Annotated in this window: 22 protein-coding genes; 7 read left to right on the top strand and 15 right to left on the bottom strand. The window is 63.4% G+C overall.

Annotated elements, in window-relative coordinates:
- Positions 1-52 precede the first annotated feature (52 nt).
- Together AEQU_RS03195 and uvrB are read right to left on the bottom strand one after the other, a co-directional pair.
- Positions 53-1,702, bottom strand: coding sequence for a polysaccharide deacetylase family protein (locus tag AEQU_RS03195; protein ID WP_022739486.1), 1,650 nt, complete (start codon positions 1,700-1,702; stop codon positions 53-55).
- 215 nt (positions 1,703-1,917) lie between these two features.
- A complete protein-coding gene (gene uvrB, locus AEQU_RS03190) occupies positions 1,918-4,035 on the bottom strand; it encodes an excinuclease ABC subunit UvrB (protein WP_173400364.1) in 2,118 nt (705 codons plus the stop codon).
- A gap of 193 nt (positions 4,036-4,228) precedes the next feature.
- Between uvrB and AEQU_RS03185 the strand changes: the two genes are divergently transcribed.
- From AEQU_RS03185 to AEQU_RS03175, 3 genes are all read left to right on the top strand, one after another.
- Positions 4,229-5,254 carry a YeiH family protein gene (locus tag AEQU_RS03185; protein ID WP_022739484.1) on the top strand — a complete coding sequence of 342 codons (1,026 nt, stop codon included), beginning with the start codon at positions 4,229-4,231 and terminating at the stop codon, positions 5,252-5,254.
- Between the two features lie 68 nt (positions 5,255-5,322).
- Positions 5,323-5,625: an AbrB/MazE/SpoVT family DNA-binding domain-containing protein gene (locus tag AEQU_RS03180; RefSeq protein ID WP_022739483.1), complete on the top strand. Its 303-nt coding sequence runs from the start codon at positions 5,323-5,325 to the stop codon at positions 5,623-5,625.
- A complete protein-coding gene (locus AEQU_RS03175; RefSeq protein ID WP_022739482.1) occupies positions 5,606-6,046 on the top strand; it encodes a type II toxin-antitoxin system VapC family toxin in 441 nt (146 codons plus the stop codon). Before AEQU_RS03180 ends, AEQU_RS03175 begins: the two co-directional genes overlap by 20 nt.
- 163 nt (positions 6,047-6,209) lie before the next feature.
- Here AEQU_RS03175 and AEQU_RS03170 read toward each other — a convergent pair whose 3' ends face one another.
- The 4 genes from AEQU_RS03170 to rpsA form a co-directional block, all read right to left on the bottom strand.
- A complete protein-coding gene (locus AEQU_RS03170) occupies positions 6,210-7,943 on the bottom strand; it encodes an FAD-dependent oxidoreductase (protein ID WP_022739481.1) in 1,734 nt (577 codons plus the stop codon).
- A 266-nt stretch (positions 7,944-8,209) separates the two neighbouring features.
- Positions 8,210-9,178 (bottom strand): helix-turn-helix transcriptional regulator, encoded by a 969-nt coding sequence (locus AEQU_RS12745; protein ID WP_022739480.1) that lies wholly within the window; start codon positions 9,176-9,178, stop codon positions 8,210-8,212.
- Positions 9,179-9,271: 93 nt separating this feature from the next.
- Positions 9,272-9,871 carry a dephospho-CoA kinase gene (gene coaE / locus AEQU_RS03160; RefSeq protein WP_022739479.1) on the bottom strand — a complete coding sequence of 200 codons (600 nt, stop codon included), beginning with the start codon at positions 9,869-9,871 and terminating at the stop codon, positions 9,272-9,274.
- Between the two features lie 107 nt (positions 9,872-9,978).
- The gene (rpsA, locus tag AEQU_RS03155) at positions 9,979-11,196 is read right to left on the bottom strand and encodes a 30S ribosomal protein S1 (RefSeq protein ID WP_022739478.1); all 1,218 of its coding nucleotides are present in this window, start codon (positions 11,194-11,196) and stop codon (positions 9,979-9,981) included.
- A gap of 370 nt (positions 11,197-11,566) precedes the next feature.
- Here rpsA and AEQU_RS03150 point away from each other — a divergent pair, with 370 nt between their 5' ends.
- From AEQU_RS03150 to AEQU_RS03140, 3 genes are all read left to right on the top strand, one after another.
- Positions 11,567-12,613 (top strand): inorganic phosphate transporter, encoded by a 1,047-nt coding sequence (locus AEQU_RS03150; RefSeq protein WP_022739477.1) that lies wholly within the window; start codon positions 11,567-11,569, stop codon positions 12,611-12,613.
- Positions 12,614-12,726: 113 nt separating this feature from the next.
- Positions 12,727-13,023 carry a hypothetical protein gene (locus AEQU_RS03145; protein WP_022739476.1) on the top strand — a complete coding sequence of 99 codons (297 nt, stop codon included), beginning with the start codon at positions 12,727-12,729 and terminating at the stop codon, positions 13,021-13,023.
- Entirely contained in the window at positions 13,023-13,292 is a 270-nt protein-coding gene (locus tag AEQU_RS03140; protein WP_022739475.1) for a type II toxin-antitoxin system RelE/ParE family toxin, read from the top strand. Before AEQU_RS03145 ends, AEQU_RS03140 begins: the two co-directional genes overlap by 1 nt.
- 131 nt (positions 13,293-13,423) lie before the next feature.
- Here AEQU_RS03140 and AEQU_RS03135 read toward each other — a convergent pair whose 3' ends face one another.
- The 3 genes from AEQU_RS03135 to AEQU_RS03125 form a co-directional block, all read right to left on the bottom strand.
- Positions 13,424-13,684 carry a TIGR03905 family TSCPD domain-containing protein gene (locus AEQU_RS03135; RefSeq protein ID WP_022739474.1) on the bottom strand — a complete coding sequence of 87 codons (261 nt, stop codon included), beginning with the start codon at positions 13,682-13,684 and terminating at the stop codon, positions 13,424-13,426.
- Positions 13,685-13,735: 51 nt separating this feature from the next.
- Positions 13,736-14,074 (bottom strand): P-II family nitrogen regulator, encoded by a 339-nt coding sequence (locus AEQU_RS03130; RefSeq protein WP_022739473.1) that lies wholly within the window; start codon positions 14,072-14,074, stop codon positions 13,736-13,738.
- A 192-nt stretch (positions 14,075-14,266) separates the two neighbouring features.
- On the bottom strand, positions 14,267-15,592 hold the full coding sequence (locus AEQU_RS03125; protein ID WP_022739472.1) for an ammonium transporter: 1,326 nt from the start codon (positions 15,590-15,592) through the stop codon (positions 14,267-14,269).
- A 499-nt stretch (positions 15,593-16,091) separates the two neighbouring features.
- Here AEQU_RS03125 and AEQU_RS12250 point away from each other — a divergent pair, with 499 nt between their 5' ends.
- Positions 16,092-16,757, top strand: coding sequence for a GNAT family N-acetyltransferase (locus tag AEQU_RS12250; RefSeq protein ID WP_022739471.1), 666 nt, complete (start codon positions 16,092-16,094; stop codon positions 16,755-16,757).
- 30 nt (positions 16,758-16,787) lie between these two features.
- Here AEQU_RS12250 and dxs read toward each other — a convergent pair whose 3' ends face one another.
- From dxs to accB, 6 genes are read right to left on the bottom strand one after another with little or no spacing between them, the layout of a single operon-like run.
- Positions 16,788-18,662, bottom strand: a complete 1,875-nt coding sequence (gene dxs, locus AEQU_RS03115) for a 1-deoxy-D-xylulose-5-phosphate synthase (protein WP_022739470.1) — start codon at positions 18,660-18,662, stop codon at positions 16,788-16,790.
- A 12-nt stretch (positions 18,663-18,674) separates the two neighbouring features.
- A complete protein-coding gene (gene xseB / locus AEQU_RS03110) occupies positions 18,675-18,968 on the bottom strand; it encodes an exodeoxyribonuclease VII small subunit (protein WP_022739469.1) in 294 nt (97 codons plus the stop codon).
- Between the two features lie 5 nt (positions 18,969-18,973).
- The gene (gene nusB, locus AEQU_RS03105; protein ID WP_022739468.1) at positions 18,974-19,561 is read right to left on the bottom strand and encodes a transcription antitermination factor NusB; all 588 of its coding nucleotides are present in this window, start codon (positions 19,559-19,561) and stop codon (positions 18,974-18,976) included.
- Positions 19,562-19,573: 12 nt separating this feature from the next.
- Complete coding sequence (locus AEQU_RS03100; RefSeq protein ID WP_022739467.1) at positions 19,574-19,924, bottom strand: Asp23/Gls24 family envelope stress response protein; 351 nt, start codon at positions 19,922-19,924, stop codon at positions 19,574-19,576.
- Positions 19,921-21,273 carry an acetyl-CoA carboxylase biotin carboxylase subunit gene (accC, locus tag AEQU_RS03095; protein ID WP_022739466.1) on the bottom strand — a complete coding sequence of 451 codons (1,353 nt, stop codon included), beginning with the start codon at positions 21,271-21,273 and terminating at the stop codon, positions 19,921-19,923. The genes AEQU_RS03100 and accC overlap by 4 nt, the downstream gene beginning before the upstream one ends.
- 9 nt (positions 21,274-21,282) lie before the next feature.
- Entirely contained in the window at positions 21,283-23,154 is a 1,872-nt protein-coding gene (accB, locus tag AEQU_RS03090; protein ID WP_022739465.1) for an acetyl-CoA carboxylase biotin carboxyl carrier protein, read from the bottom strand.
- Between the last annotated feature and the right edge of the window lie 323 nt (positions 23,155-23,477).

The following is a 23,477-nucleotide window of genomic DNA, read 5'->3' as shown; positions in this document are numbered from 1 at the left end:
ACCAAGGTCGCCCCCTACAAAGGTTGTCTGAAAAGTTTTTCGGAGAATGCTGTTATTCCGCTGTCTGCTGATCGGCCAACTCTTGGGCGAGCGCCTTGGCATCGTCGTAGGCCAGAAGCTGGTCGATGGTCACGAACTTGTAGCCCTCGGCCCTAAGCTGCGGCAGGGCGACCTTGAGCGCCTCGATCGTCTGGCTGCGATCGCCGCCGCCGTCGTGCATGAGCACGACATCCCCCGGCTTCACCGACAGCAGGCGCTCCGCTATGGCATCGGCGCCCGGTCGCCGCCAGTCCTCCGTGTCCACGTTCCAGCCGATCTCGCTCGTGATATAGGGTTGCAGATTCCAGATGATCTCGTCGTGGAAGTTGCCGCCCGGCGAGCGGAACACCTTAGACGCCTCGCTGCCCGTCGCGTCCGCGATGGCCTGCTGGCCCATTTGCACCTCTTCGATCTGCTTTTCCGGGCTCTGGCGCGTCATGTCCACGCCATTGCCGCCGCCGGTGGCCGCATGGTCGTAGGAATGGGTGCCGATCTGGTGCCCCTCGGCCGCCATGCGCTGGATCGTCTCCACGTAATCGGTCTTATCGGATATCTGCTCACCAATGGTAAAGAACGTCGCCACGGCGTCGTTCTCCTTCAGCACGTCGAGCAGCTCGCTCGTCGTGGGCCACGGGCCGTCGTCGAAGGTCAGCGCGATGACCTTCTCGCCGTTCGTGTTCGCGTTGTACTTCAGATAGACGTTGTCGGAGCCCTCCTTCACCGTCTCCTGCACGGATTTGCCCGATACCTTGCCCGTGCGCGTCTCCACCTGGGCCGGCTCGCCGGGCACGTACACGTGGATGGCCCCCTCGCCCAGCTCCACCTGGCCCGGAACCGTCTCCTCGGTGGAAACATCGTAGTCCTCGGTCGCGTCGGCGCCGTCGTCCAGCTGAACCACATCGCCCTTGTGCAGCTCGGTCGCGCCGTCGGTCACCTCGTTGCCGTTGACCGTGCCGGCAAAGACCGCGCCACCCCCCTCTTCCAGGACTTCCCCGTCGACGGCGAGCAAGTTGCCCGGCTGCGGGGACACCACGCCCTCGGCGATCATGTCGTTCAAGGTCGTGCCCCGATCCACCGTGCGCGTCATGCCGTTGACCGTCACGTTGAACTGCAGGGGGTTCAAATACAGGTACACCCCCACGCCGATGGCGGCCAGAATGACCACGGAGACGATAATGGAGACGACGCTCGCCTTCTTCTTGCCCTTCTTCTTGTAGCGCCCCATGTCGGCATAGGGAGCCACCTGGCCATCGGCCTTGGTGGCGGGAACGACCCGCGGGGGCACCTGGGCCGCATAGCCCGCGTAGCCGTGCGGCGACGATGCCTGGTGCGGCTGGGGCTGGGGCTGGGGCTGGGGCGGCTGATAGTCATGCGGCTGATAGGGTTGCGCCTCGTGAAGGCGCGGATCCTGCGACTGGGCGGCAGCGGCCGGCTGCTCGCGGGGCGCAACCGACTCCTGCTGGAGGGTCGGCGCCTGCGGTGCCGGCTGGGTCTGATGTCCCGATGGGGCGGCCGTCGACTGCGGACGCGGCGCCGCGGCCCCATGGGCACGGGGAGCCGGAGCCGGCGCAGGAGCACCCGGATGGCGGCGCGTGGGCTTCTTGTGCTGTCGCGGATTGTTGCGGGGGTTGTTCGAACCGTGGGAGGCGGGCTGATCGGGCATCGCTTTATTCCTTTGGAAGTACTTCAGGTGGTGCAGGAGCTTTCTCGCGATTATACGACGAAGCGCCAGAACGTCCACAGCAGAGCAGCTTACATTTCCGTAAAGTTCGCAATCCTCAAGAGTTCCACGAAAATTGAACGCGTCTCGTCAACCCGTCGGGGCGCCCCGCGCCGAAAAGCGCCCGCGATAGCGGCGAGGCGCCCGGGCATCGGGCCCTAATTCGCGCGCGACGACCCGTAGGCGGCGTGCTTGCGGTTGCCGTAGGCGCTCCCCTTGCGCGCGCCCTTCTTCAAATCCTTCAGCACGTCTTCCTCGGACTTGTCCTCCACGGTGCTCTTCAGCTTCACCACCTGGTCGCGCAGGCGCGCCGCCTCCTCGAAGTCCATGTCGCGGGACGCGGCGGCCATGTCGTCCTCCATGGACGAGATGAGCCGCAGGACCTCTTCACGGGAAAGCTCTGCCAGCTCCTTGTTCACCTGCTCGGCGGTGGTGCCCTCCACGTCTTCGGTGATGAAGCCCATGATGTCGTTGATGGCTTTGCGGATAGTCTGGGGCTTGATACCGTGCTCCTCGTTGTAGGCCATCTGGATGTCGCGGCGCCGGCGCGTCTCGTCGATAGCCCGACGCATGGAATCGGTGATGCGGTCGGCGTACATGATGACCTGGCCGGACACGTTGCGCGCCGCGCGGCCTATGGTCTGGATGAGCGAGCGGTGGTTGCGCAGAAAGCCCTCCTTGTCGGCATCCAGGATGGCCACGAGCGACACCTCGGGCAAGTCGAGCCCCTCGCGCAGAAGGTTGATGCCCACGAGCACGTCGAACTCGCCGCGGCGCAGATCGCGCAGGATCTCCGTACGCTCCAGGGTGGCGATGTCCGAGTGCATGTAGCGCGCCTTCACGCCTTGGTCCAGCAAATGGTCGGTCAAGTCCTCGGCCATCTTCTTCGTGAGCGTCGTGATGAGCACGCGCTCGTTTCGCGCGGCCCGCTCTTTCGCCTCGTCGATGATGTCGTCGATTTGGCTGGCGCTCGTGCGCACGACAATCTCCGGATCCAGAAGGCCCGTCGGGCGGATGACCTGGTCCACCTTCGCCTGGCTCACGCGCTCCTCGTAGTCGCCCGGCGTGGCCGACACGTAGATGAACTGCGGGATGCGCTCCTCGAACTCGTCGAAGCGCAAGGGGCGGTTGTCCAGGCAGCTGGGCAGGCGGAAGCCGTGCTCGGCCAGCGTGATCTTGCGGGAGCGGTCGCCCTCGTGCATGCCGCGGATCTGCGGCACCGTGACGTGGGACTCGTCGATGATGCAGAGGAAGTCCTTCGGGAAGTAGTCGATGAGGGTGTAGGGCGGCTCGCCCGGCGCGCGGCCGTCCAGATGCCGCGAGTAGTTCTCGATGCCGGAGCAGAAGCCCATGGTCTCCAGCATCTCCAAGTCGTAGTTCACGCGCATCTCCAGGCGCTGGGCCTCCAGGAGCTTCCCCTCTTCCTTGAACTGTATGAGGCGCTCGCGCAGCTCGTCCTGAATCGTGCCGAGGGCCTTGTCCATCTTCGGCCGCGCCGTGACGTAATGGGACGCGGGCCAGATGGGCAGCGCCTCGTAGCTATTCAGCACCTCGCCGGTGACCTGGTCGATCTCGTCGATGGATTCGATCTCGTCCCCCCAGAACTCGATGCGGATGGGATGGTCGGCGTAGGGCGGGAACACGTCCAGCGCGTCGCCCCGCACGCGGAAGGTGCCGCGCTTCTGCTCGTAGTCGTTGCGGTCGTACTGGATGTCGATGAGCTCGTGGATGACCTCGTCGCGGTCCATCTCCTTCTGCTTGTCGACGAACACTGCCATGCCGGCGTAGTCCATCGGCGAGCCGATGCCGTAGATGCAGCTCACCGACGCCACCACGATGACGTCCCGCCGCGAGAGCAGAGCCGAGGTGGCCGCATGGCGCAGCTTCTCCACCTCCTCGTTGATGGAGGCGTCCTTCTCGATGAAGGTGTCCGATGAGGGCACGTAGGCCTCGGGCTGGTAGTAGTCGTAGTAGGAGACGAAGTACACCACGGCGTTATCGGGGAAGAACTCCTTCAGCTCGGCTGCCAGCTGGGCGGCGAGCGTCTTGTTCGGTGCCATGACGAGCGTCGGCTTCTGCACTGCCTCGATGGTTTTGGCCATGGTGAACGTCTTGCCCGAACCGGTGACGCCGAGCAGCGTCTGGTAGCGCAGACCATCCTCCACGCCCTTCGCGAGCGCGGCGATGGCCTCGGGCTGGTCTCCCGACGGCTCGAAGGGCGAGACCACCTTGAACGGCGTGTTCGCCAGCCGCACCTCGGGCAGCTTCCCCGCCATTTCCATACCTTCTATATTGGAAAGATGAGTGGACACGCGCGTCCCTCCTCTCGCAGTAATTAGCTATAAGGAGAACAGTCTAGCACCTTCCCCAATAAATGAACAGATGTTCGCTTAAAGTTCACGATCCGTCCAACCATGAGTGCTATACTCTGCAATCGCTGTTGACATCTCGTGACGTGAGGAGCTCATCGTGGCGAACGTGAAGAACGTGGCCCCCGGCATCGGCCTGTGCGCCGCCATCGCCATCCCCTGCTGGTTTCTCGGCGAGGCGCTGCCCGTGGTGGGCGGCCCGGTGTTCGCCATCCTCATCGGCATGGTCATCGCCCTTTGGTGGAAGCAGCCCGTGCGCGGCGCTGTGCAAGACGGCATAGGGTTCACCGCGAAGAAGGTGCTGCAGTACGCCGTCATCCTGCTGGGCTTCGGGCTGAACCTCGCCCAGATCGCCGCCGTGGGCGCCGAGAGCCTGCCCATCATCCTCACCACCATCGCCACGGCGCTCATCGTGGGCTATATCCTCTACCGCGTGCTGTCCGTGGATTCCGCCATCGCCACGCTCATCGCCGTGGGCTCGTCCATCTGCGGCGGGTCGGCCATCGCCGCCACGGCCCCGGTCATCCGCGCCAAAGACGAGCAGGTGGCCCAGGCCATCTCGGTCATCTTTCTGTTCAACGTGGTGGCGGCGCTCATCTTCCCAACTCTGGGAGGCATGCTCGGCATGTCCAACGAGGGCTTCGGCCTGTTCGCCGGCACCGCCGTGAACGACACCTCGTCGGTCACCGCCGCCGCAGCTGCCTGGGACGGCATGCACCCCGGCTCGAACGCCCTGGACGGCGCCACCATCGTGAAACTCACGCGAACGCTCGCCATCATCCCCATCACGCTCGTGCTCGGCATCGTCATGGCCCGCAAGGAGGGCGCCGACGGCCTCGGCAACTTCTCGTTGAAGCGCGCCTTCCCGATGTTCATCCTGTTCTTCCTCGTGGCCAGCATCATCACCACCATCGCCGTGGCCGCCGGTGCCGACGAGGCGGCGTTCGCGCCGCTGAAGACGCTTTCCAAGTTCTTCATCATCATGGCCATGGCCGCCATCGGCCTGAACACCGATCTCGTGAAGCTCGTGAAATCCGGCGGCAAGCCCATCCTCATGGGCCTCATCTGCTGGATCTGCATAGCAGGTGCCAGCTTGGGAATGCAACATCTACTCAACCTGTGGTAACCAAGGTTCTGCATTCTTCCCGCTCTTGTTATAACGTGTTATAATGCTCCTGATGAAAGGAGCCCATTATGGCAACGGCAACTCTCACCAAAGTCGGCAACAGTATGGCCGTCCTTCTTCCGAAGGCACTGCGGCAAGAGGCTGACATCGACCAAGAAACGCCCTTGCGCATCGCATCCCCGAGAAAAGGCGTTGTGGTCATAACGTCTCTCCTCCAAGAGGACGACGATCGCCGTGCTCAGCTGAAACGGGCCGAAGCGCGCATTGCGGCGCGGCGCAAAAAGATAAAGCCCTGGCCTGACGGAATCACAGCCGAAGATCTCATTGCCGAAGCGAAGGAGGAGCGCTATCGTGACTTCCTTGCTCTTTGATGCCAATGCTCTTATTTACTGGGCTCATCCCGATTCTATCTATCACGATGAGATATCGTGCCTCATAGACGAAGCCTTCCTCAATCAGGGAAGCGTCTACGCCCTCTCTTCTTCCTTGAACGAGGTCTACTACATTCTGCATCGCCATTACATGGAGGAGCCGGAGGCACGGGAGTCTCTGCGCGATATCGCCGAAACGTTTGATCTCGTCGATCTTACGGGACTTTTTGTCTTCGAGTCCATCGATTCCGACGAGCCCGACTACGAGGACGGCCTTATCCGCGTCGCCGCAGAGGAGCTACAAGTAGATGCCATCATCAGCTACGATAAGGCGGCTTTCAAGTCGTCCTTCGTTCCGAAGATGACAGCCCGAGAGGCCTATGAGGAATTCTTTCAGGAATCGGAGAGTTCCAAAGGTTAAGCACTCAAAGCGAAATGAAGCCCGCAAGCTCGGCAGCGCGCCAGCTCTCAACCGAACGACAAAGCCCCAGGGCAAAAAGTGGACCCTCAAAGAGGATCCACTTAAGGAGGGGAGGCAATCTAGAGCTTCCGGCAGGCGTACCAGCCACGACGCCATGCTCTTTCTAAAAGTTGTGATAGTTCGGCTCACCAGGGGCGCGCTTGTCTCCATGGCAGTCGCCGCAGCGAGCCAACTCGTTGAGGTTCTGCTTCTCCGACTCGGCGCCAGTAGGAGCAGCCGCCTCCCATGCTTCCTCAGCTGCGGCGTTCTTACCCGCCAAACGGCCGAAGATGAGCGCCTGAGCCAGACCGCCGTTGTAGTAGAAACCCTCACGAGCAGCAAAGGAGCCGGTAACGATGCCCGCAGCGTACAGGCCAGGGATAGCTGCGCCGGACGCGTCCACAACACGAGCATCAAGATCGGTGTCCACGCCACCATAGGTGCAATAGGGCTTCGGACGAATGTTGATAGCATAGAAGGGTCCTTGAGCCACGGGCTGGCAACCGTCGAGCAGCTTGCCAAAGGCCTCATCGGAGCCGGCGACCACCGCGGCGTTGTAAGCCTCGATAGAAGCGTCGGCAGCCTCGGCGGGCAGGCGAGTGATCTTCCACAGCTCATCGAGAGTCTCGGCCTGAACCACGCGGTTGTTGTACGGAATGATGTCCAAAATCATGTCAGCCACCATGGGTGAGCTATCGAAAACGTACCATGCTTCCTGACCCGTCTGTTGTGCCGTCGCACGACCGATAAGGTGGTATCCGTCAGACTCGCTCACAAAGCGCTCGCCCTCGTAGTTCAGTAGCACGCCGGGCTGCTGACTGATAGGAACCTGGCCCGGAAGTCCGCCGAAGAAGATAAGGGTAGTAGAGAACTGGCCCGAGTTCGTTGAAGTCTCATAAGGGTACCAATGACAGCCGAGGTCGAGCTCGGACACCGAACCGCCTACGTTGCGCACCATTCGAATGCCATCGCCCGTCACGCCATAGCACCCTCCGCCCTGAATGCCGCGAGTCACAGGCAGATAGCGTTCCATCATACCGCGGTTCGAGCAGAACGATCCCGTGGCGACGATGACGGCCTTGGCGGCCTTCACAGCCACAGAATTGTCGTTCTCATCGTAGGCCCACACGCCCACCACGCGGCCATCGCTGTTCTTGATGAGACGATCGACCTCGGTGCGCAGGCGCACATCGATGGCCATATCCCTGGCAGCCTTGTTGAAAGCCGCCATCACGGAGGCATCGGGGGTCTGATTCATCCAGGAACGACCGGCAACGGTATCCCATGTAGGCTGGGGCAGCACGCCCTCGGATACGGGACTTTCCAAATCGCACTGCCAATCAATGCCGATAGTGCCGGTCGTCCATTCGAACATCTCCTCGGTCAGCTCGGTCTGCAGCTGAGTAAAGGGATGCTCGGCAGGAAGTTCGCGGCCCTGCTCGGCAAAAGCGCCATGGACGTAGCTGTTGGCCATATCGGCAATGTACTTCTCAACGGACTCGTCGATGCCCGCTTCCTTTTGCTTGGAAATCCAGGGGCCGAGGGCCGATTGGCCGCTGAGCGCCGTATCGCCACCTGTGACACCACCTTTTTCCAGCACGAGGACCGAAGCACCGGCCTCCTTGGCCGTGCAAGCAGCAGACATACCAGCACCGCCCGCGCCAATGATTACAACGTCGGATTCCATATCCCAACTTGAAGGCACATCGCTTCCGCCCGTGGCAGCAACGGGGGTTTTATCCTCGCCCTTAGCCTTCGGTGCACAGCCAGCCATCGATGCAAGCGCCACAACGCCCAAAGACGTGGCGCCGGCGATAAAGCTACGACGGCTCACTGTATTTATCGATCGCTCTCTCATGGGAGTCCCCTTCCCTAGCGGTTTCCGCATGCGCGGCTCATTACTACGATCAGGCATTCTAAAGAGATACGGGGACTTCTCCTAGATTCGAAGGGAGGAGACTAAGTGCCACTCTTTCAACAGTATCGTCAGGTTTTCTGCACTGAAAATGCTTTCAAAGGCCCTCAAGTACCGCGGCTAGAGACAAAAGTACCTACGCCGCTTCATAAAGCGCACGAAAAAGCTGGCTTGTCTCCACGGAAAGGAGCCCTCTTCAAAACAGCGCCTTAGCGTCCGACAGCATCTCCATCAGCATCTTCGAAGTACCCGTTCTCGGCGGCGAACACCACGATTTGGGCACGATTCTCGCACTCCAGCTTAGAGAGGATGTTGCTGAGATTGTTCTTCACTGTGCTTTCCGCAAGTTGAAGGCGCTTGGCGATGGTCTTATTGTTGTAACCACGAGCAACCAGCGCCACCACCTCCCGTTCCCGCTCGGTAAGCCCACGAGCCACAGCTGCCTCGGAGAAGGTGCGCTTTGGCGGAGGGGCGGGCGCGGCGCCATGCTCGGCATCAGCTTCGGGGCTCACACGGAATACCTCGGCCAAAAGGTCGGCCTCCATCATCTTCAGCTGCGTGATTTCCGTCGAGAGCATCGCCCGATCCGCCCCTGACCCAACGAGCGCGTACAGTTCTCCTGTCTTCTCGCGCAGAGAGCGCAGTGCGAGGTAAAACCGCTGATAAATCTCGCCTTCAAGCCGCGACCGCTCCTCATTGACCGCAAGCGTTTTGGCAAAGGCGATGAAGCGCTCATAGTCTTCGATCTGACACCGCACCTGCAGCTTGATCATGTTATTCTGCGCCCGACGAAATTCCATGACCAGCGCGAGTAGCTCTTCGGGGCTTTCGCCATAATCCTCCCACAGAAGCGGCAGAATGCCGTCATCGGGCAGAAGTGCGCACTCGCAGCTATCGATAACGTCCGCCATACCGAACAGCGGCGTGTCAGCAAGTTCCGACACGCGAGGAAAATAGACGCGGAGCGACGAGCCTTCGACGGAATCATCTTCGGAAAGCATCGCCCGAATGATTTCCCTGAATCCGACACTCACCCACTGCCGACGCTCGTCGAAAGGCAAAGTGTTCAAGGGAGACAGACGATACTTGCGCGAGGAAACCTCCAGGCACACCTCCACCAGTTCGTCGAAATGCCGCTCGTAAAAAGCGACGAGTTCTTTTTTCGCATCGAGGTCCACGGCATTCCTTTCGCGGGTGAGTCGCACTCGTACCGCCCACAAAAGACGCCTCGAGTTTCGAGGCGTCTTTCTAAGGGCGTGTTCCGGAACTCGCTAGATCGTCTTCTTGTACTCGTTCCACCAGGAGATGACCTCGTTGCGCAGCTCCTCGGGGGTACCGTCGTTGTTGAAGACGACATCCGACGCCTCGATGCGGTCGGCGTCGGTGATCTGGCGAGCGATGCGGGCACGCACGTCCTCCTCGGAAAAGCCCGACTTCACGGCGCGCTCGATGCGGGTCTCCAGCGGCGCCAGCACGGCCATGACGACATCGGCTCCGTAGGCCAGCGAGCTCTGGCGGTTGCGGAACACCGAGTATTCCACCACGACCGCCGGCTTGCCCTCGGCCTCGAAGCCGTCGATGAGGTCGGTGTAGCGCTCCTCGATGCGGGGCATCGTGATGGTGTTCAGCTTGCGCGTGGCGGCCGGCGTCGCGAAGGCCTTGGCGGCCAGGGCGCTGCGCACCACTTCACCGTTCTCGTCGAAGATGTCGTCGCCGAACGCGCCGCGCAAGTCGTCCTTCACCGTATCCCACATGAGCACCTCGTGCCCCACCTGATCGAGATCGATCCAAGCCAGGCCCTCGTCGGTGAGCGCCTTGCGCGCCGTGGACTTGCCGGCGCCCATGCCGCCGATGAGAAACAGCTTCTTCATGTCGCACCTCTCCTTCGGAGTTTCGAATTCGCTGGCATCATGATACACGAAAAGGAACGGGCCACCCCGATGGGCGGCCCGTCAAATTCACGCTTTTGCGTTGGAGGCTACTCCTCGACGGTCTCCACCTCGACGACCTCGGCCTCGGCCGGAGTCTCGTCCTTCTTGCGGCGGGCCGGCTTCTCCTCGGCCTGCACCGACTCGTCCACGTCGATCTCGAAGCCGAGCTCCTCGGCAGCAGCCTTCATGGAAAGCGAGATGCGGCGGCGATCCGGGTTGATCTCCATGACCTTCACCTTCACATCGTCGCCCGCATGCACGACCTGCGCCGGGGTGTCGATGTGGCGGCCGGCCATCTCGGAGATGTGCACCAGGCCCTCGATGGAGTCGCCCAGCTCGACGAAGGCGCCGAAGGGCACGATCTTGGTGACCTTGCCGTCGACGATGGTGCCCACCGGGTAGTTCTCCACCAGCTGGATCCACGGGTCGGGCGTGGTCTGCTTGAGACCGAGGGAGATGCGCTCACGCTGCAGATCGACGTCGAGCACCTCGACCTCCACCTCGTCGCCCACCTTGACGACCTCGGAGGGATGGTTGACATGGTTCCAGGACAGCTCGGAGATGTGCACCAGGCCGTCGATGCCGCCCAGGTCCACGAAGGCGCCGAAGTCCACGATGGAGGAAACGTTGCCCTTGAGGCGCATGCCCTTGGAGAGCTTGGAGAGGATCTCGGCGCGCTCGTTCTTGCGGCCCTCCTCCAAGAGAACGCGGCGGGACAGCACGACGTTGTTGCGGTTGCGATCCATCTCGATGACGCGGGCCTCGATCTCGGTGCCCAGGTAGGCGTCCAGATCCTTCACGCGGCGCAGGTCCACGAGAGACGCCGGAAGGAAGCCGCGCAGGCCGATGTCCAGGATAAGACCGCCCTTGACCACCTCGATGACCTCGCCGGTGACCACTTCGCCGGCCTTGAACTTCTCCTCGACGGAAATCCAGGCACGCTCGTACTCGGCGCGCTTCTTGGAGAGGATGAGGCGGCCGTCCTTGTCCTCCTTCTGGAGAACCAGCGCCTCGATCTTGTCGCCCAGGCTCACGATGTCGGACGGATCGGCGTCCTTGCGGATGGACAGCTCGCGGGCCGGGATGACGCCCTCGCTCTTGAAGCCGATGTCCACCAGCACCTCGTCGTGCTCCAGCTTGACGACGGTGCCGTCGACGAGATCGCCCTCGTCGAACTCGGTCAGCGTGCCGTCGATCATCTCGTTCATCTGCTCATCGGAGATGTCGGAGAAGTCGATCACGGAGGTGTTCTTGATTTCGGTCAAAACGGACCCCTTTCAAAAACTAAATCGGGGACCCTTCGTCATGATGGTTGATACGTACCATGTTCGCTTGCAGAAGCAAGGATCGCGGTGCAACAAACATGTCTCGGGGGCCAACAGATACTTACACTTGCCGCCTATCGGCAAGCCCGCCCAGTATAGCACCGCTCGCGCGCGCTTCCTTGTGAATTTTCCCCGAGTGCCGACATTTTTCGCAGCGCGCCCACAAGGCGCCCGCAGACTCACGACGCCCGTGCGGCCGCACCCGGGATTTGAGTTGACTCGCAAGGTCATCTTTCGTGCGTGCAGCCGTTGCGCTAGAATAGGAAGGTGCGTTTGCGTCCGGTCGGCTTCATCGGGATAAGGCTCAGGCATGGAATTGACTCTTTCGGTGTTCCTCTCGCAGGCAGGAGACCATCCGGTCCTGCTCGGCATTCTGGCGCTGGTCATCGGTGTGACCATCATCTCGGGCGCCACCGACGCCCCCAACGCCATCGCCAGCGCGGTCTCCACCCGCTGTCTCACCCCCGGCGCGGCGCTCGCGCTGGCCGCCGTGTTCAACTTCGTGGGCCTGGTGGGCATGACCTACATCTCCACCGCCGTGGCCCACACCATGTTCAACATGGTCGACTTCTCCGGCAACACCCACCAGGCGCTCCTCGCGCTCATAGCCGCCATGATAGGCTCTATCGGCTGGGGCGTCTTCTGCTGGTTCTGGGGCATCCCCGCCAGCAAGTCCCACTCGCTCATCGCCGGCGTCACCGGCGGGGCCATCGCGCTGAACGGGCTGGCCGGTGTCGTGCTCTCCGAGTGGATGCTCGTCATCTACGGCATGGTGTTCTCGCTGGTGGGCGGCTTCATCCTCGGCATGGCGACCACCAAGATCATCGAGTTTCTCTTCTCCCGCGTCAACCGCCAGCGCGGCAACAAAGTGTGCATGGTGCTGCAGGACATCTGCGCCTGCGCGCTGTCGTTCCTCCACGGCGCCCAGGACGGGCAGAAGTTCATGTCCATCGGACTTTTGGGCATCGCGCTCGCCTTCGGCATGGAGACAAGCGGCGCCACCGACTTCCCCCTGTGGCTCATGATCATCTGCTCGGCGGCAATGTCTCTGGGCACGCTGCTCGGCGGCAAGCGCATCATCAAATCGGTGGCCATGGACATGGTCTCGCTGGAGAAGTACCAGGGCGTGGCGGCCTCCATCTCTACCGTGATCACGCTGTTCGTGGCCTCAATGACCGGCATGCCCGTCTCCACCTCCCACTGCTCCACCGCCTCCATCATGGGCGTGGGCGCATCGAAGAGCTTCCGCCGCGTGAACTGGGGCGTCGCCCGCCGCATGGTATGGGCCTGGGTGCTCACCTTCCCCTGCTGCGGCTTCATCGGCTGGGCCTTGGCCAAGCTGTTCATGATGCTGTAAGGCCTTTTCTATAAGGGAACTTTCCTTTTATCACCAATATGATATCTTGTAGAATTTCCTACTGAAAGCGTGATATGATCAACCTAGCTAAATCCTAGGAAATGAGGTACGCCATGGTTGCCCCCAAAGGCTCCATCTATTCGTCTACCGCCCTCGCCTCGCGCCAACGCGAGGTAAAGGACGTGGCCGATCGCCAAGTCGTCTACATCACCGAGAACGGCAACGGCGCTTACGTGTTCTGCTCCGAAGAGATATTCGATCGAGAGCTCAAGCAAGCCCGTGAAGACGCTCGCTACGAAGCGGAGATGGAATTCGTTCTCCGACGCGGCAAGCGCGATATCGAGGAGGGGCGTTTCACCACCGATGTCGATGGTTTCGTCGCCCGCATTCGCGAGAAGCGGGGGCTCTGATGGCCGAAGTGCGCATCTCCGAGGGCTTCGAGGAGGATTTGGGGATCGTTCTGTCGGACAAAGTTCTCGATGACATCCTCAAGATCATCGAGATTCTGCCGACGATACCCAGCATGGGGTCGACCGACGTGGCGGCCGCCCTCGCATACGAGTACGGCGAAGGCGTGCGCAAAATCCCCGTCGGCCCCTTCGATATCGTTATCTTCTACGAAGACGAGGCCGACCGCGTCACCGTGCTCGGCCTCGTCCACCAGCGTGCTGCCTGGTGACAACACGTTTCCCAGAAGAGCTCTTGCAACCCTGGCTTAAAGGCTAGCTTACGACATAAAGGGGGGCCCGGATGAAACATCCGGGCCCTGGAACTTGCCTCATTCGGGCGATTAGGCATACAGCCGATACCTTACGCCTGATCGGCGGCCTTCGCTTGAGCCTCGCGGATGGCCTTGGTCATTTGGTCGACGCAGGAGGTGGAGCGCCGCCCGCAGGTGTGACCCTCCATCATGGCGACGATGTCGTCGACATTCTGGCCGGTCACCAACTTGGAGATGGCCTTCAAGTTGCCATCGCAGCCGCCGGTGAACTGGACGCTCTTGATGGTGTCGCCGTCCAGCTCCACATCGATCTGGCGGGAGCAGACGCCGCGGGGAATGTAGGTGTGCATGCCGGTTCCTTTCTCGCAACTTGTTTCGGCGAGATTGTACCGCATCTTGGCCTACACCGCCGACGCGCCCCGCTCGCCGGTGCGGATGCGCACCACTTCCTCCACGGGCGCCACGAAGATCTTGCCGTCGCCCACCTCGCCGGTGCGGGCGGCGCCCACGATGGTGTCCACCAGCGCGTCCACCGCGTCGTCTTCCACCACCACCTCGAACTTCACCTTCGGCACCATGTTCAGCATCACCTCGGTGCCGCGCACGTACTCGCTCCAGCCGTGCTGGGCGCCGCAGCCGTGCACCTGCGAGATGGTCATACCCTTCACGTCGGCCGCGAACAGGGCGTCCTTCAGCGGCTCCATCTTCTCGGGCCGCACAATAGCCGTTACTCGTTTCATAATATCCTCCTATTTGCACCATCCAACTTTCTTGGCAAAGTCAGCGAGGGTTCGACAGGTGCCTGCAATTGCCCCGCCTTTGGGCCAAGTTGCCTTCGCGCAACGCCGAGCCCAAAACAAGGGGCAAGGGCAGGTGCCTGTCGGATCCGCAGCGTCGGCCGGTCCGTTCGTCCCGCAGGGCGAACGGAACCTTTAGTCCAGGCCCAGGTAGGCCGGGTAGGCTGATTCGCCATGGACGGCCACGTCGAGCCCCGCCGCCTCGTCCTCGGCGCTCACGCGCAGGCTGCCTGCAAAGCACGCCTTGATGATGAGCCCGAGCACCACATCGGCGATGGCCACGAAGGCGATAGTCACCAGAATGCCCAGCACCTGCGCTCCCAGAAGCGACCAGTCGCCCGTGTACAGCAGGCCGCCGTGCTCGGTCCAGGAGAGCCCGGGCACGCAGAACAGGCCCGTGAGGATACCGCCCACGATGCCGCCGACGCAGTGGCAGCCGAAGGCGTCCAGCGCGTCGTCGTAGCCGAGGCGCCGCTTAGCCTGGGAGATGGCCCAATACACGATGGGACTCACGATCAGCCCCATGACGATCGCCGCCCAGGGCTCCACGAACCCGGCCGCCGGGGTGATGACCACAAGACCGGCCACCAGGCCCGTCGCCGCGCCGACGAGCGTGCACTTCCCCACCGTGATGCGCTCGGTAAGCATCCAGGAGAGCACGCCGGCCGCGCTGGCCGCCACGGTGTTCAGCAGCGCGAGCCCGGCCACGCCGTCGGCCGCGAACTCGCTGCCGGCATTGAAGCCGAACCAGCCGAACCACAGAAGCGCCGCGCCCAGGGCCACGAACGGCACGTTGTGGGGACGGTAGGACAGCACGGCGAACCCCTTGCGACGCCCCAGCATGAGGCACAGGATGAGCCCGGTGAGGCCCGAGGAGATGTGCACCACGTCGCCGCCGGCGAAGTCCAAGGCCCCGATCATGTCGCCGATGAGCGAGCCGTCGCCGCCCCACACCATGTGCGCCAGCGGCGCGTACACCACGACGACCCACACGGCCACGAACGCGCACACGGCGCCGAACTTCATGCGCCCGGCCACAGCACCCGTGATGATGGCGCAGGTGATCATGGCGAAGGCCATTTGGAAGACGATGTCGATGATGGCCGGGTAGCCCGCTGCCAGCTCCGGGTCATTGGCCAGCGCACCCTGGCCGGACAGCACCGCGAAGGCATCGGGCGTGCCCTCGGCCTCGGCCACCATGTCGTTCACGGCGCCCAAGCACCCGATCTGGTCGAAGCCGCCGAAGAACGGCAGCGACCCGTCGCCGCCGTAGGCGAACGACCAGCCGCACACGACCCAAACCACCCCGACGATGCCGAGCACGCCGAACACCATCACCATGGTGTTCACGACGTTCTTGCGGCGGGAGAGGCCTCCGTAGAAGAAGGCGAGTCCGGGCGTCATGAGCAGCACCAGCATGGCGCAGACGAGCATGAACCCGGTGGAACCGGTGTCAATCATCGCGATCAACCCCTTTCACAGTTCGCGGGCCCTCGGCGAAAAGAGGTCGGGAGGCGCCGCGCGCCGCACCGCGCGGGCCTCCCCACCCCTTGTCGCCCAAGGTGCCCAACGGCAAGGACAACCCGATTGTTCCACGGCACCTGGTGACCCGCGCGCTCAACGATGATTGTTAACCCCCTCAAAAATAAGTGTTAACACTGGCGACCAATCCTTGTTACTGGGCGGAAACAAATGCCCGCGCGTCCCGTCACGAACCGCCGAAGCATTACAATGGCAGCGCTGCCCTTGCAAAAAATCGGCGCGATTTGGTCACAAAATCGAGTTCTGGGTTTTTGCAGGCCTCAAGGCAGCATGAGAACAAGAGGGATATATCGCCAAACGCTATATTGCGCAGGCTCGCAGCCGTTAATTGGGTCATATCTCCCGTAAAGAAAACCCAGAACTCGATTTTGTGACCACTTTTTCGAAAAGTTTTGTCACGACGCGGAAGGATGCACCCATGAGCGTTACATTTCGACAGGTCGAGCGCGACGAAGAGGTCGAGGCCCTGGCCCATATGGCCTACCATATTTGGAACGAGTACTGGCCGGCCATCATCGGCCAAGCGCAAACCGACTACATGGTGGAGAAGTTCCAGAGCCTGAATGCCTTCCGCACCGACATCGCCGACAATGGCTACGAGTACTTCTTCATCATGCAGCACGAGGACGAAACGCCCCACGAGCTGGGCGCGGCGACGCACGGCGCCGACATCCACGACCAAGGCGACACCGTAGCCGGCCGCGTCAACGACGACATCGAATCCGACCGCGACGGCGAGCTGGCCCGCGACACCGAGGATTTCGCCCGCACCGCCGCCGTCCCCCGCATCGTCGGCTACACCGGCGGACACGTGGAGGCGGACACGAACCGCTTCTTCATCTCGAAGATCTACCTGCTGAAGGAGCACCGCGGCGAGGGCCTGTGCTCGGCCACCATCCGCTTCTACGAGCGCCTCGCCCGCGAGCGCGGCCTGGACGCCCTCTACCTCACGGTGAACAAGCACAACGAGATGGCCATCCGCGCCTACAAAGCCAAGGGCTTTGAGGTCATCGACGCCGTGGAAACCGACATCGGCGACGGCTACATCATGGACGACTACATCATGGAGAAGAAGCTGGTCTAATCCAGATCGGCACGAGCGCGAACGGCGCTATCACAGCGCCTCGCGCACGGTGGCGGCGATGCCCTCGGCGTTCAGGCCGAGGTCGGCGAAGAGCTGGGACACGGGGCCCTGGCCGATGAAGCGGTCGGGGATGCCCAACGTGACGGCAGGCGTCGTGGCACCCTGGCGGGCCAGCACTTCCAACACGCCCTCGCCGGCGCCTCCCGCGATGACGCCCTCTTCCACCGTGACCACCAAACGACAGGCCGCCGCAGCGGCGATGGCCTCCTCGTCGAGCGGCTTCACCCAGCGCATGTCCACCACGCGGCACTCGATGCCCTCGGCGGACAGCAGCTCGGCGGCGGCGCGGGCTTGGCCCACCATGCGACCGAAGGCGAGCAGGGCCACGTCGTCCCCCTCGCGCACCATGCGGGACTTCCCCACTTCCAAGATTTCCGGCACATCCGGCAACGGCGCACCCTCGGCCTCGCCGCGCGGGTAGCGCAGCGACACGGGGCCTTCCAAAATGAGCGCCGTGTGCAGGGCGTGCACGAGCTCCGCCTCGTCGGAGGGCGCGAGCGCCCGCATGTTCGGCACCATGCGCGTGTACACCATGTCGAAGACGCCGTGGTGCGTGGGGCCATCATCGCCCACCAGGCCCGCGCGATCGAAGGCGAACACGACGTTGGCCTCGGGCAGGGCCACATCGATGATCATCTGGTCCACGGCTCGCTGCATGAAGGTGGAGTACAGCGCCACCACGGGCTTCTTGCCGCCCGATGAGAGGCCGGCCGCCATGCCCACCGCCTGCTCCTCGGCAATGCCCACGTCCACAAAACGCGAGGGGAACTCCGCCGCGAAGGTCTTCAACCCCGTGCCGCCGGTCATGGCCGCCGTGATGGCCACCACATCCGCATCGTTGGCCGCCTCGTCGGCGAGCGCCGCGCCGAAGACCTCGGTGTAGCTGGGGGCGCGCCCGGGCTTCTTCAACGCGCGGCCCGTGGCAATATCGTAGGGGCCGGTGCCATGAAACGCCTCGGGATCGCGGCGGGCAGGCTCGTAGCCCTCCCCTTTCCGCGTGACCACGTGCACAAGCGCCGGGCCGTCCATTTCCAACACGAGCGACAAAACGTCGCGCAGCTCGGCGATGTTGTGGCCGTCGATGGGAGCGGTGCACACAATGCCGAGCGATTCGTAGATCATGGTATGGGGAATCACCATCTGCTTGAGGGATTCCTTCATGTTCTTGCCGAAGCCGAGCAGTCCGCGGGCCGCAGGACCGCCCTGCTCCATGGCCGCCTGCAGACCCTCGCGCGCCTCGCGGTAATGGCTGTTGGCGCGGATGTTGCCCAGATGCTTCATGAGGGCGCCCACGTTGCGAGAGATGGACATCTCGTTGTCGTTCAAGATGACGACGAGCGGCAGCTGCTCGTTGCCCATGTAGTTCAGCGCCTCGAAGGCCATGCCGCCGGCGAGCGACGCGTCGCCTATGAGGGCCACCACCTTCTCGTCGGTACCCTTCAGCTGCCGCGCCTTCGCGAGACCCGTGGCGATGGAAAGCGAGTCGGACGCGTGACCCGACGGGTGCACGTCGTAAGGGCTCTCCGATGGCTTGGTGAAGCCGGAAAGGCCACCGTAGGTGCGCAGGGTTTTGAACGCCTCGCGCCGGCCGGTGAGCAGTTTGTGGGCGTAGGCCTGGTGCCCCACGTCGAACACCACGCGGTCGCGCGGCATGTCGAGCAGGCTCTCCAGGGCCACGATGATGTCCACGGCGCCCAAAGACGACGCCACATGTCCCCCGGTGACCGAGGTGGTGGCGACGATCTCCTGGCGGATCTCGCGGGCGAGAATGGCCAGCTCCTCGTTGTCGAGCACCTTCAAATCGGCCGGCGAGCTGATAGCATCAAGTATGCGGGGGACGTCCATGAGCGGTTTCCTTTAGGCCTCGCCGGGCACGGGCGCGTCAGCGGAAGACGGCGTGCCGGCTGAACCCGTAGGGGCGGTGCTTGCGCCGCCCTCCTCAGCCGGGGAAGACTCGCCTTCCTCTTCCGTCGCCAGAAACGCGTCCAAGTCCTGCTCGGACAAGTCGCACGCGGAAAGGCCCAGCTTCACGGCCTCCTCGTACAACTTCAAGGCGTCGTCCAGCGAGATGTCCTCGGCGGACACCTCGTCAACGATCTCGGAAAGACGCTCGTGCACGTCCTCGAAGGTGCGACCCTGCTCGTCGGCCATGGCGCCTACACCCCCACCTGCACACAGGCGGCCGCGCCCGAGGCGCCCACCAGGGCATCCACCGGGCCGGCGGCAGCAGCATCAGCCCCGGCCACCCCGACCGCGCCCGCGCCATCGCCTTCCATAGAACGCGCGATGCGTCCCAGCACGCCATTCACGAAGCGCGGCGAATCGTCCTCGCCGCCGAAGCCCTTGGCCAGCTCCACCGCCTCGTTGATGGAAACGGACACCGGCACGTCGTCGCAGTTGAACATCTCGAAGACGGCCAAGCGCAGAATGGAGCGGTCCACGATGGGCATGCGGGAGAGCGCCCAGTTCTCGGACGCCGCTTCAATACGCTCGTCCACCTGAGCCTGGTTCGCCTCCACGCCGTGGATGAGCGCCAAGGCGTAGTCGGTCAGCGTCCCCTCCTCGATGCGGCCGAACGCGCCCGCCTCGGCGGCTTCGGCCTCATCGGCGGGAGCCTCGCGAGCCACCAGGCACAGCCCGCAATCGAGCAGCTCGCTGGGCGATTTCCCCGTCAGCTCGCTCGTATAGAGCACCTGCACCGCGCTCACGCGGTCGCGGGTGCGCTCGTGGATTCTCGGAGCCATACCGCGCGCCACCTACGCCTTGAACTGAAGGCCGTCGATGTACACGTCCACCGAGGACACCTCCACGCCAGCCTGGGTGGCCAGCGCCTCGGCGATGGCGGTGCGCAGCTGGGCCGCCAGCTCGGGCAGCACGTAGCCGTAGTAGACTTCCACGTGCACCGCCACGGAAAGCTTGCCGTCCTCGTCCATCTTGGTCTCGATGCCGGAGGTGGAGGGCTTGCTCGCCAGCATGGAGCGGATGCCGCTCGTGGCGAAGGAGCCCAGCGAGGCCACCCCGTCCACCTCGCTGGCGGCCACGGAGATGATGGTCTCCATGACCCCCGGGGCGATGGAAAGGCCCTCGACGTTCATCTGGTCTGTCATAGTACGTCTCCCATCTGGGTTTCGATAAAGTCGGTTGTCGCGTCACCGGCCAAGAATACCTCGTTATCGAGCACGCGTTTGTGGAACGGGATAGTTGTTGCAATTCCTTCAATAACGAACTCGTCCAAGGCGCGCTTGGCGCGGGCGACGGCCTCGGCGCGATCCTGGCCGTGCACGACCACCTTGGCCACGAGCGAGTCGTAGTGGGGCGAGATGCGCGAACCGGGGCGCAGGTAGGTCTCCACGCGCACGCCGGGGCCCGCCGGGGGCTCGAAGCGCGTGACGGTGCCGGGGCACGGGCGGAAGCCGTGCTCGGGATCCTCGGCGTTGATGCGCAGCTCGATGGCGTGTCCCGCCGGCGTGAACGGGGCGCGGCCCGCGCAGCTCATGGGCTCGCCGGCGGCGATGCGCAGCTGCTCCTTGATGATGTCGGTGCCGGTGATCTCCTCAGTGACCGGGTGCTCCACCTGCACGCGAGTGTTCATTTCCATGAAGTAGAACTGGCCGCGCTCGTCCAGCAGAAACTCGATGGTGCCGGCGTTGCGGTAGTCCACGGCGCGCACGGCCTTCAGGGCCGCCTTCATCATGTCGCGACGCAGGTTCTCGGAAAGCGCCGGCGAGGGGGCCTCTTCCAGAAGCTTCTGATGACGCCGCTGGATGGAGCAGTCGCGCTCGCAGAGCGCCACAGCGTTGCCGTGATCGTCGGCGAGCACCTGCACCTCCACGTGGCGCGGGCGCAGCACGAGCTTTTCCAGATACACCCCGTCGTTGCCGAAGGCGGCGCCGGCCTCGGTGCGGGCGGCCTTGTACTGGGCCGCGAGATCGGCCGGGTCGTGCACCTCGCGCATGCCCTTGCCGCCGCCACCGGCCGTGGCCTTGATGAGCACCGGGTAGCCCACCTTCTCGGCGAAGGCCGCAGCCTCTTCCACCGTATCCAGGCAACCGTCGGAGCCGGGCACCGTGGGCACGCCGCACATCTTCATAGTCTCGCGGGCCGACGACTTGTCGCCCATGCGGTCGATGCACTCCGGGGCGGGGCCGATGAACACCAGGTCGTTGTCGGCGCAGGCGCGGGCGAACTCCGCGTTCTCGGCCAAAAAGCCGTAGCCGGGATGGATCGCCTCGGCGCCGGTGTTCTTCGCCGCGGCAATGATGGAGGCCATGACCAGATAGCTCTTGTTCGACTGGGCAGGGCCGATGCAGACGGCCTCGTCGGCGTAGCGCACCGGATAGGTGTCGGCATCCTCCGTGGAGTACACGGCCACCGTCTTCACGCCCAGCTCGCGGGCGGCGCGCATGATGCGCAGCGCCACCTCGCCGCGGTTGGCAACTAGAATTTTCTCGAACATGCTTGTCTCCTACGCGCCCGGCGTGGGGTCGTGGGGCTCCACGTAGAAGAGCACGGTGCCGTACTCCACCGGCGTGGCGTCGGACAGGCACACCTCGCGCACGGTGCCCATCTCTTCGGCGGCGATCTCATTCATGAGCTTCATGGCCTCCACGATGCACAGCGTCTCGCCGGCGGCCACCTCGTCGCCCACCTTCACGAAGGGCGGCTCGCCCGGAGCCGGGGCCTCGTAGTAGGTGCCCACCATGGGAGCCACTACCGGCTTCCACGTGGCCGGACGATCGCTCGCCGGCTCCTCGGCGGCCGGCGCGGGCACGGCGGCAACGGGAGCCGCCTGGGCCTGCGGAGCGGCGGGCACGGCAGCGGCCGGAGCACCCTGACCCGGCATGCGGACAGCGATGCGCATGCCCTCTTCCTCTACGACGATCTCTCCGACGCCGCTCTCCTCGGCAACGCGAACCAGCTCGCGAATCTGATTGATGTCCACGTAATCGTCCTCCTTGGTGGCGCTGGACTCCTGCTCCAGCATGAAATCGACTTTCTCGGATACCCGGTGCTTGCTCAAATAGGTGCGGGCCTCGTTGGGGAACAGGGCGTACATGAGCACGTCCTCCTCGCTTTGGGCCAAATCGCCAATCTCGGCGGCGCACTCGTCGTAGGTGGTGGTCACCAGCGTGCCGGGGGCGATCTTCGGATCCAAGATCTCGGCATCGCCGGCCACCTTCGCCACGATTTCCTTGTCCATGTTGCCCGGCGCCTTGCCGTAGTAGCCGCACACATAGTCCTTCATCTCCTTGGAGATGACGCTCCAGCGCTTGCCCGTCAGCACGTTGAACACCGCCTGGGTGCCCACGATCTGGGACATCGGCGTTACAAGCGGCGGATAGCCCACCTCGGCGCGCACCTTCGGAATCTCGGCCATCACCTCGGGCAGACGGTGCGCGGCCTTCTGCACCTCCAGCTGGCTGATGAGGTTGCTCATCATGCCACCGGGCACCTGATGCGAGTACACCTGCATATGAATGAGCGAGGACACGCCGCGCTTGTAATGGCCGCGCTTGCGCATCTCCTCCCAGTACTCGGAGATCTCGAACAGCAGATCCAAGTCGAGGTCGGTGTCGTAGCGGCTCTCCTTCAGAGCGGCCACGATCATCTCCACCGCCGGATGCGAGTTGCCGAACGCGAGCGGAGCATGAGCCGTGTCGGCCACGGCCACGCCCGCCTCGGCGGCCTTCAGGATGTTGGCCGGGGCCATGCCGCCGACATAGTGGCAGTGGATGTGCACCGGCAGGCCGATTTCCTCGTTGAACGCCTTCACCATGCGCTCGGCGCGATAGGGCGTGAGCATGCCGGCCATGTCCTTGATGGCGATGGTGTCGGCGCCCAGATCCTTCAGCTGCTGGCCGTATTCCAAGTAGGAGTCCAGCGTGTGCACCGGCGAGATCGTGTAGGAGATGGCGCCCTCGAACAGACCGCCGCACTCCTTGATGGCCTCGGCGTTGTCCACGACGTTGCGGATGTCGTTCAGCGCGTCGAAGACGCGGAAGACCTCGACGCCGTTGCGGTGCGCCGCGTTGATAAAGCGATGCACGATCTCCTTGGAGTAGTGCTTGTAGCCGACGAGGTTCTGCCCGCGCGAGAGCATGGCAAGCGGCGTATTGGGCGTGTTCGCCTTGATGGCGCGCAGACGCTCCCAGGGGTTCTCGTCCAGAAAGCGCAGGCAGGAGTCGAACGTCGCCCCGCCCCACGCCTCGATGGCCCAGTAGCCGACGCGGTCCATCTTCGGCAGAATCGGCAGCATGTCGCCGATCTGCATACGGGTGGCCCAGAGGCTCTGCTGACCGTCGCGGATGGTCGTGTCCATGATCTGAAGCCGTGGCATGAACTCACACCTCCTTATACACAGGTTAGTCAAAGATCAAGTTTCGGATTATAGAGGAAGCCTACCACGGCCCCGCGCCACGCCGCCCGATTTGCCGACAAGAAACATCAACGAAGCGGCCGAAGGGGCGAATCCCGAACTTCCCTCCCCCGCCCATCCCCTACCTTCCCAACCAATCGCCCAGCTCCGAGATCCCCGATGCAGAGAACAACCGCTTGTTCCCTATCGTATTTCCAGCTAATTTCCCGGCTCCGAGACCTTCCAAAACAAGTTTTTGGCATCTCGTGCGGAGAAAAGTGCGATTATGCGAGTCCAAAGCGCTC

Source organism: Adlercreutzia equolifaciens DSM 19450, assembly GCF_000478885.1.
Taxonomy (GTDB): Bacteria; Actinomycetota; Coriobacteriia; order Coriobacteriales; family Eggerthellaceae; genus Adlercreutzia; species Adlercreutzia equolifaciens.
The sequence above is the reverse complement of the archived record's forward strand: the minus strand, read 5'-3'. Positions and strand labels throughout refer to the sequence as shown.

Excerpts from the sequence above, each read along its gene's own strand:
- AEQU_RS03125 (WP_022739472.1), bottom strand. The coding sequence starts at position 15,592 with ATGATTGACACCGGTTCCACCGGGTTCATGCTCGTCTGCGCCATGCTG.
- xseB (WP_022739469.1), bottom strand. The coding sequence starts at position 18,968 with ATGGCCGACGAGCAGGGTCGCACCTTCGAGGACGTGCACGAGCGTCTT.
- AEQU_RS03140 (WP_022739475.1), top strand. The coding sequence starts at position 13,023 with ATGGCCGAAGTGCGCATCTCCGAGGGCTTCGAGGAGGATTTGGGGATC.
- AEQU_RS12250 (WP_022739471.1), top strand. The coding sequence starts at position 16,092 with ATGAGCGTTACATTTCGACAGGTCGAGCGCGACGAAGAGGTCGAGGCC.
- AEQU_RS03130 (WP_022739473.1), bottom strand. The coding sequence starts at position 14,074 with ATGAAACGAGTAACGGCTATTGTGCGGCCCGAGAAGATGGAGCCGCTG.
- AEQU_RS03135 (WP_022739474.1), bottom strand. The coding sequence starts at position 13,684 with ATGCACACCTACATTCCCCGCGGCGTCTGCTCCCGCCAGATCGATGTG.
- AEQU_RS03100 (WP_022739467.1), bottom strand. The coding sequence starts at position 19,924 with ATGACAGACCAGATGAACGTCGAGGGCCTTTCCATCGCCCCGGGGGTC.
- nusB (WP_022739468.1), bottom strand. The coding sequence starts at position 19,561 with ATGGCTCCGAGAATCCACGAGCGCACCCGCGACCGCGTGAGCGCGGTG.
- AEQU_RS03195 (WP_022739486.1), bottom strand. The coding sequence starts at position 1,702 with ATGCCCGATCAGCCCGCCTCCCACGGTTCGAACAACCCCCGCAACAAT.
- AEQU_RS03150 (WP_022739477.1), top strand. The coding sequence starts at position 11,567 with ATGGAATTGACTCTTTCGGTGTTCCTCTCGCAGGCAGGAGACCATCCG.
- coaE (WP_022739479.1), bottom strand. The coding sequence starts at position 9,871 with ATGAAGAAGCTGTTTCTCATCGGCGGCATGGGCGCCGGCAAGTCCACG.
- AEQU_RS03180 (WP_022739483.1), top strand. The coding sequence starts at position 5,323 with ATGGCAACGGCAACTCTCACCAAAGTCGGCAACAGTATGGCCGTCCTT.
- dxs (WP_022739470.1), bottom strand. The coding sequence starts at position 18,662 with ATGGACGTCCCCCGCATACTTGATGCTATCAGCTCGCCGGCCGATTTG.
- AEQU_RS03145 (WP_022739476.1), top strand. The coding sequence starts at position 12,727 with ATGGTTGCCCCCAAAGGCTCCATCTATTCGTCTACCGCCCTCGCCTCG.
- AEQU_RS03170 (WP_022739481.1), bottom strand. The coding sequence starts at position 7,943 with ATGAGAGAGCGATCGATAAATACAGTGAGCCGTCGTAGCTTTATCGCC.
- accC (WP_022739466.1), bottom strand. The coding sequence starts at position 21,273 with ATGTTCGAGAAAATTCTAGTTGCCAACCGCGGCGAGGTGGCGCTGCGC.
- accB (WP_022739465.1), bottom strand. The coding sequence starts at position 23,154 with ATGCCACGGCTTCAGATCATGGACACGACCATCCGCGACGGTCAGCAG.
- uvrB (WP_173400364.1), bottom strand. The coding sequence starts at position 4,035 with ATGGCGGGGAAGCTGCCCGAGGTGCGGCTGGCGAACACGCCGTTCAAG.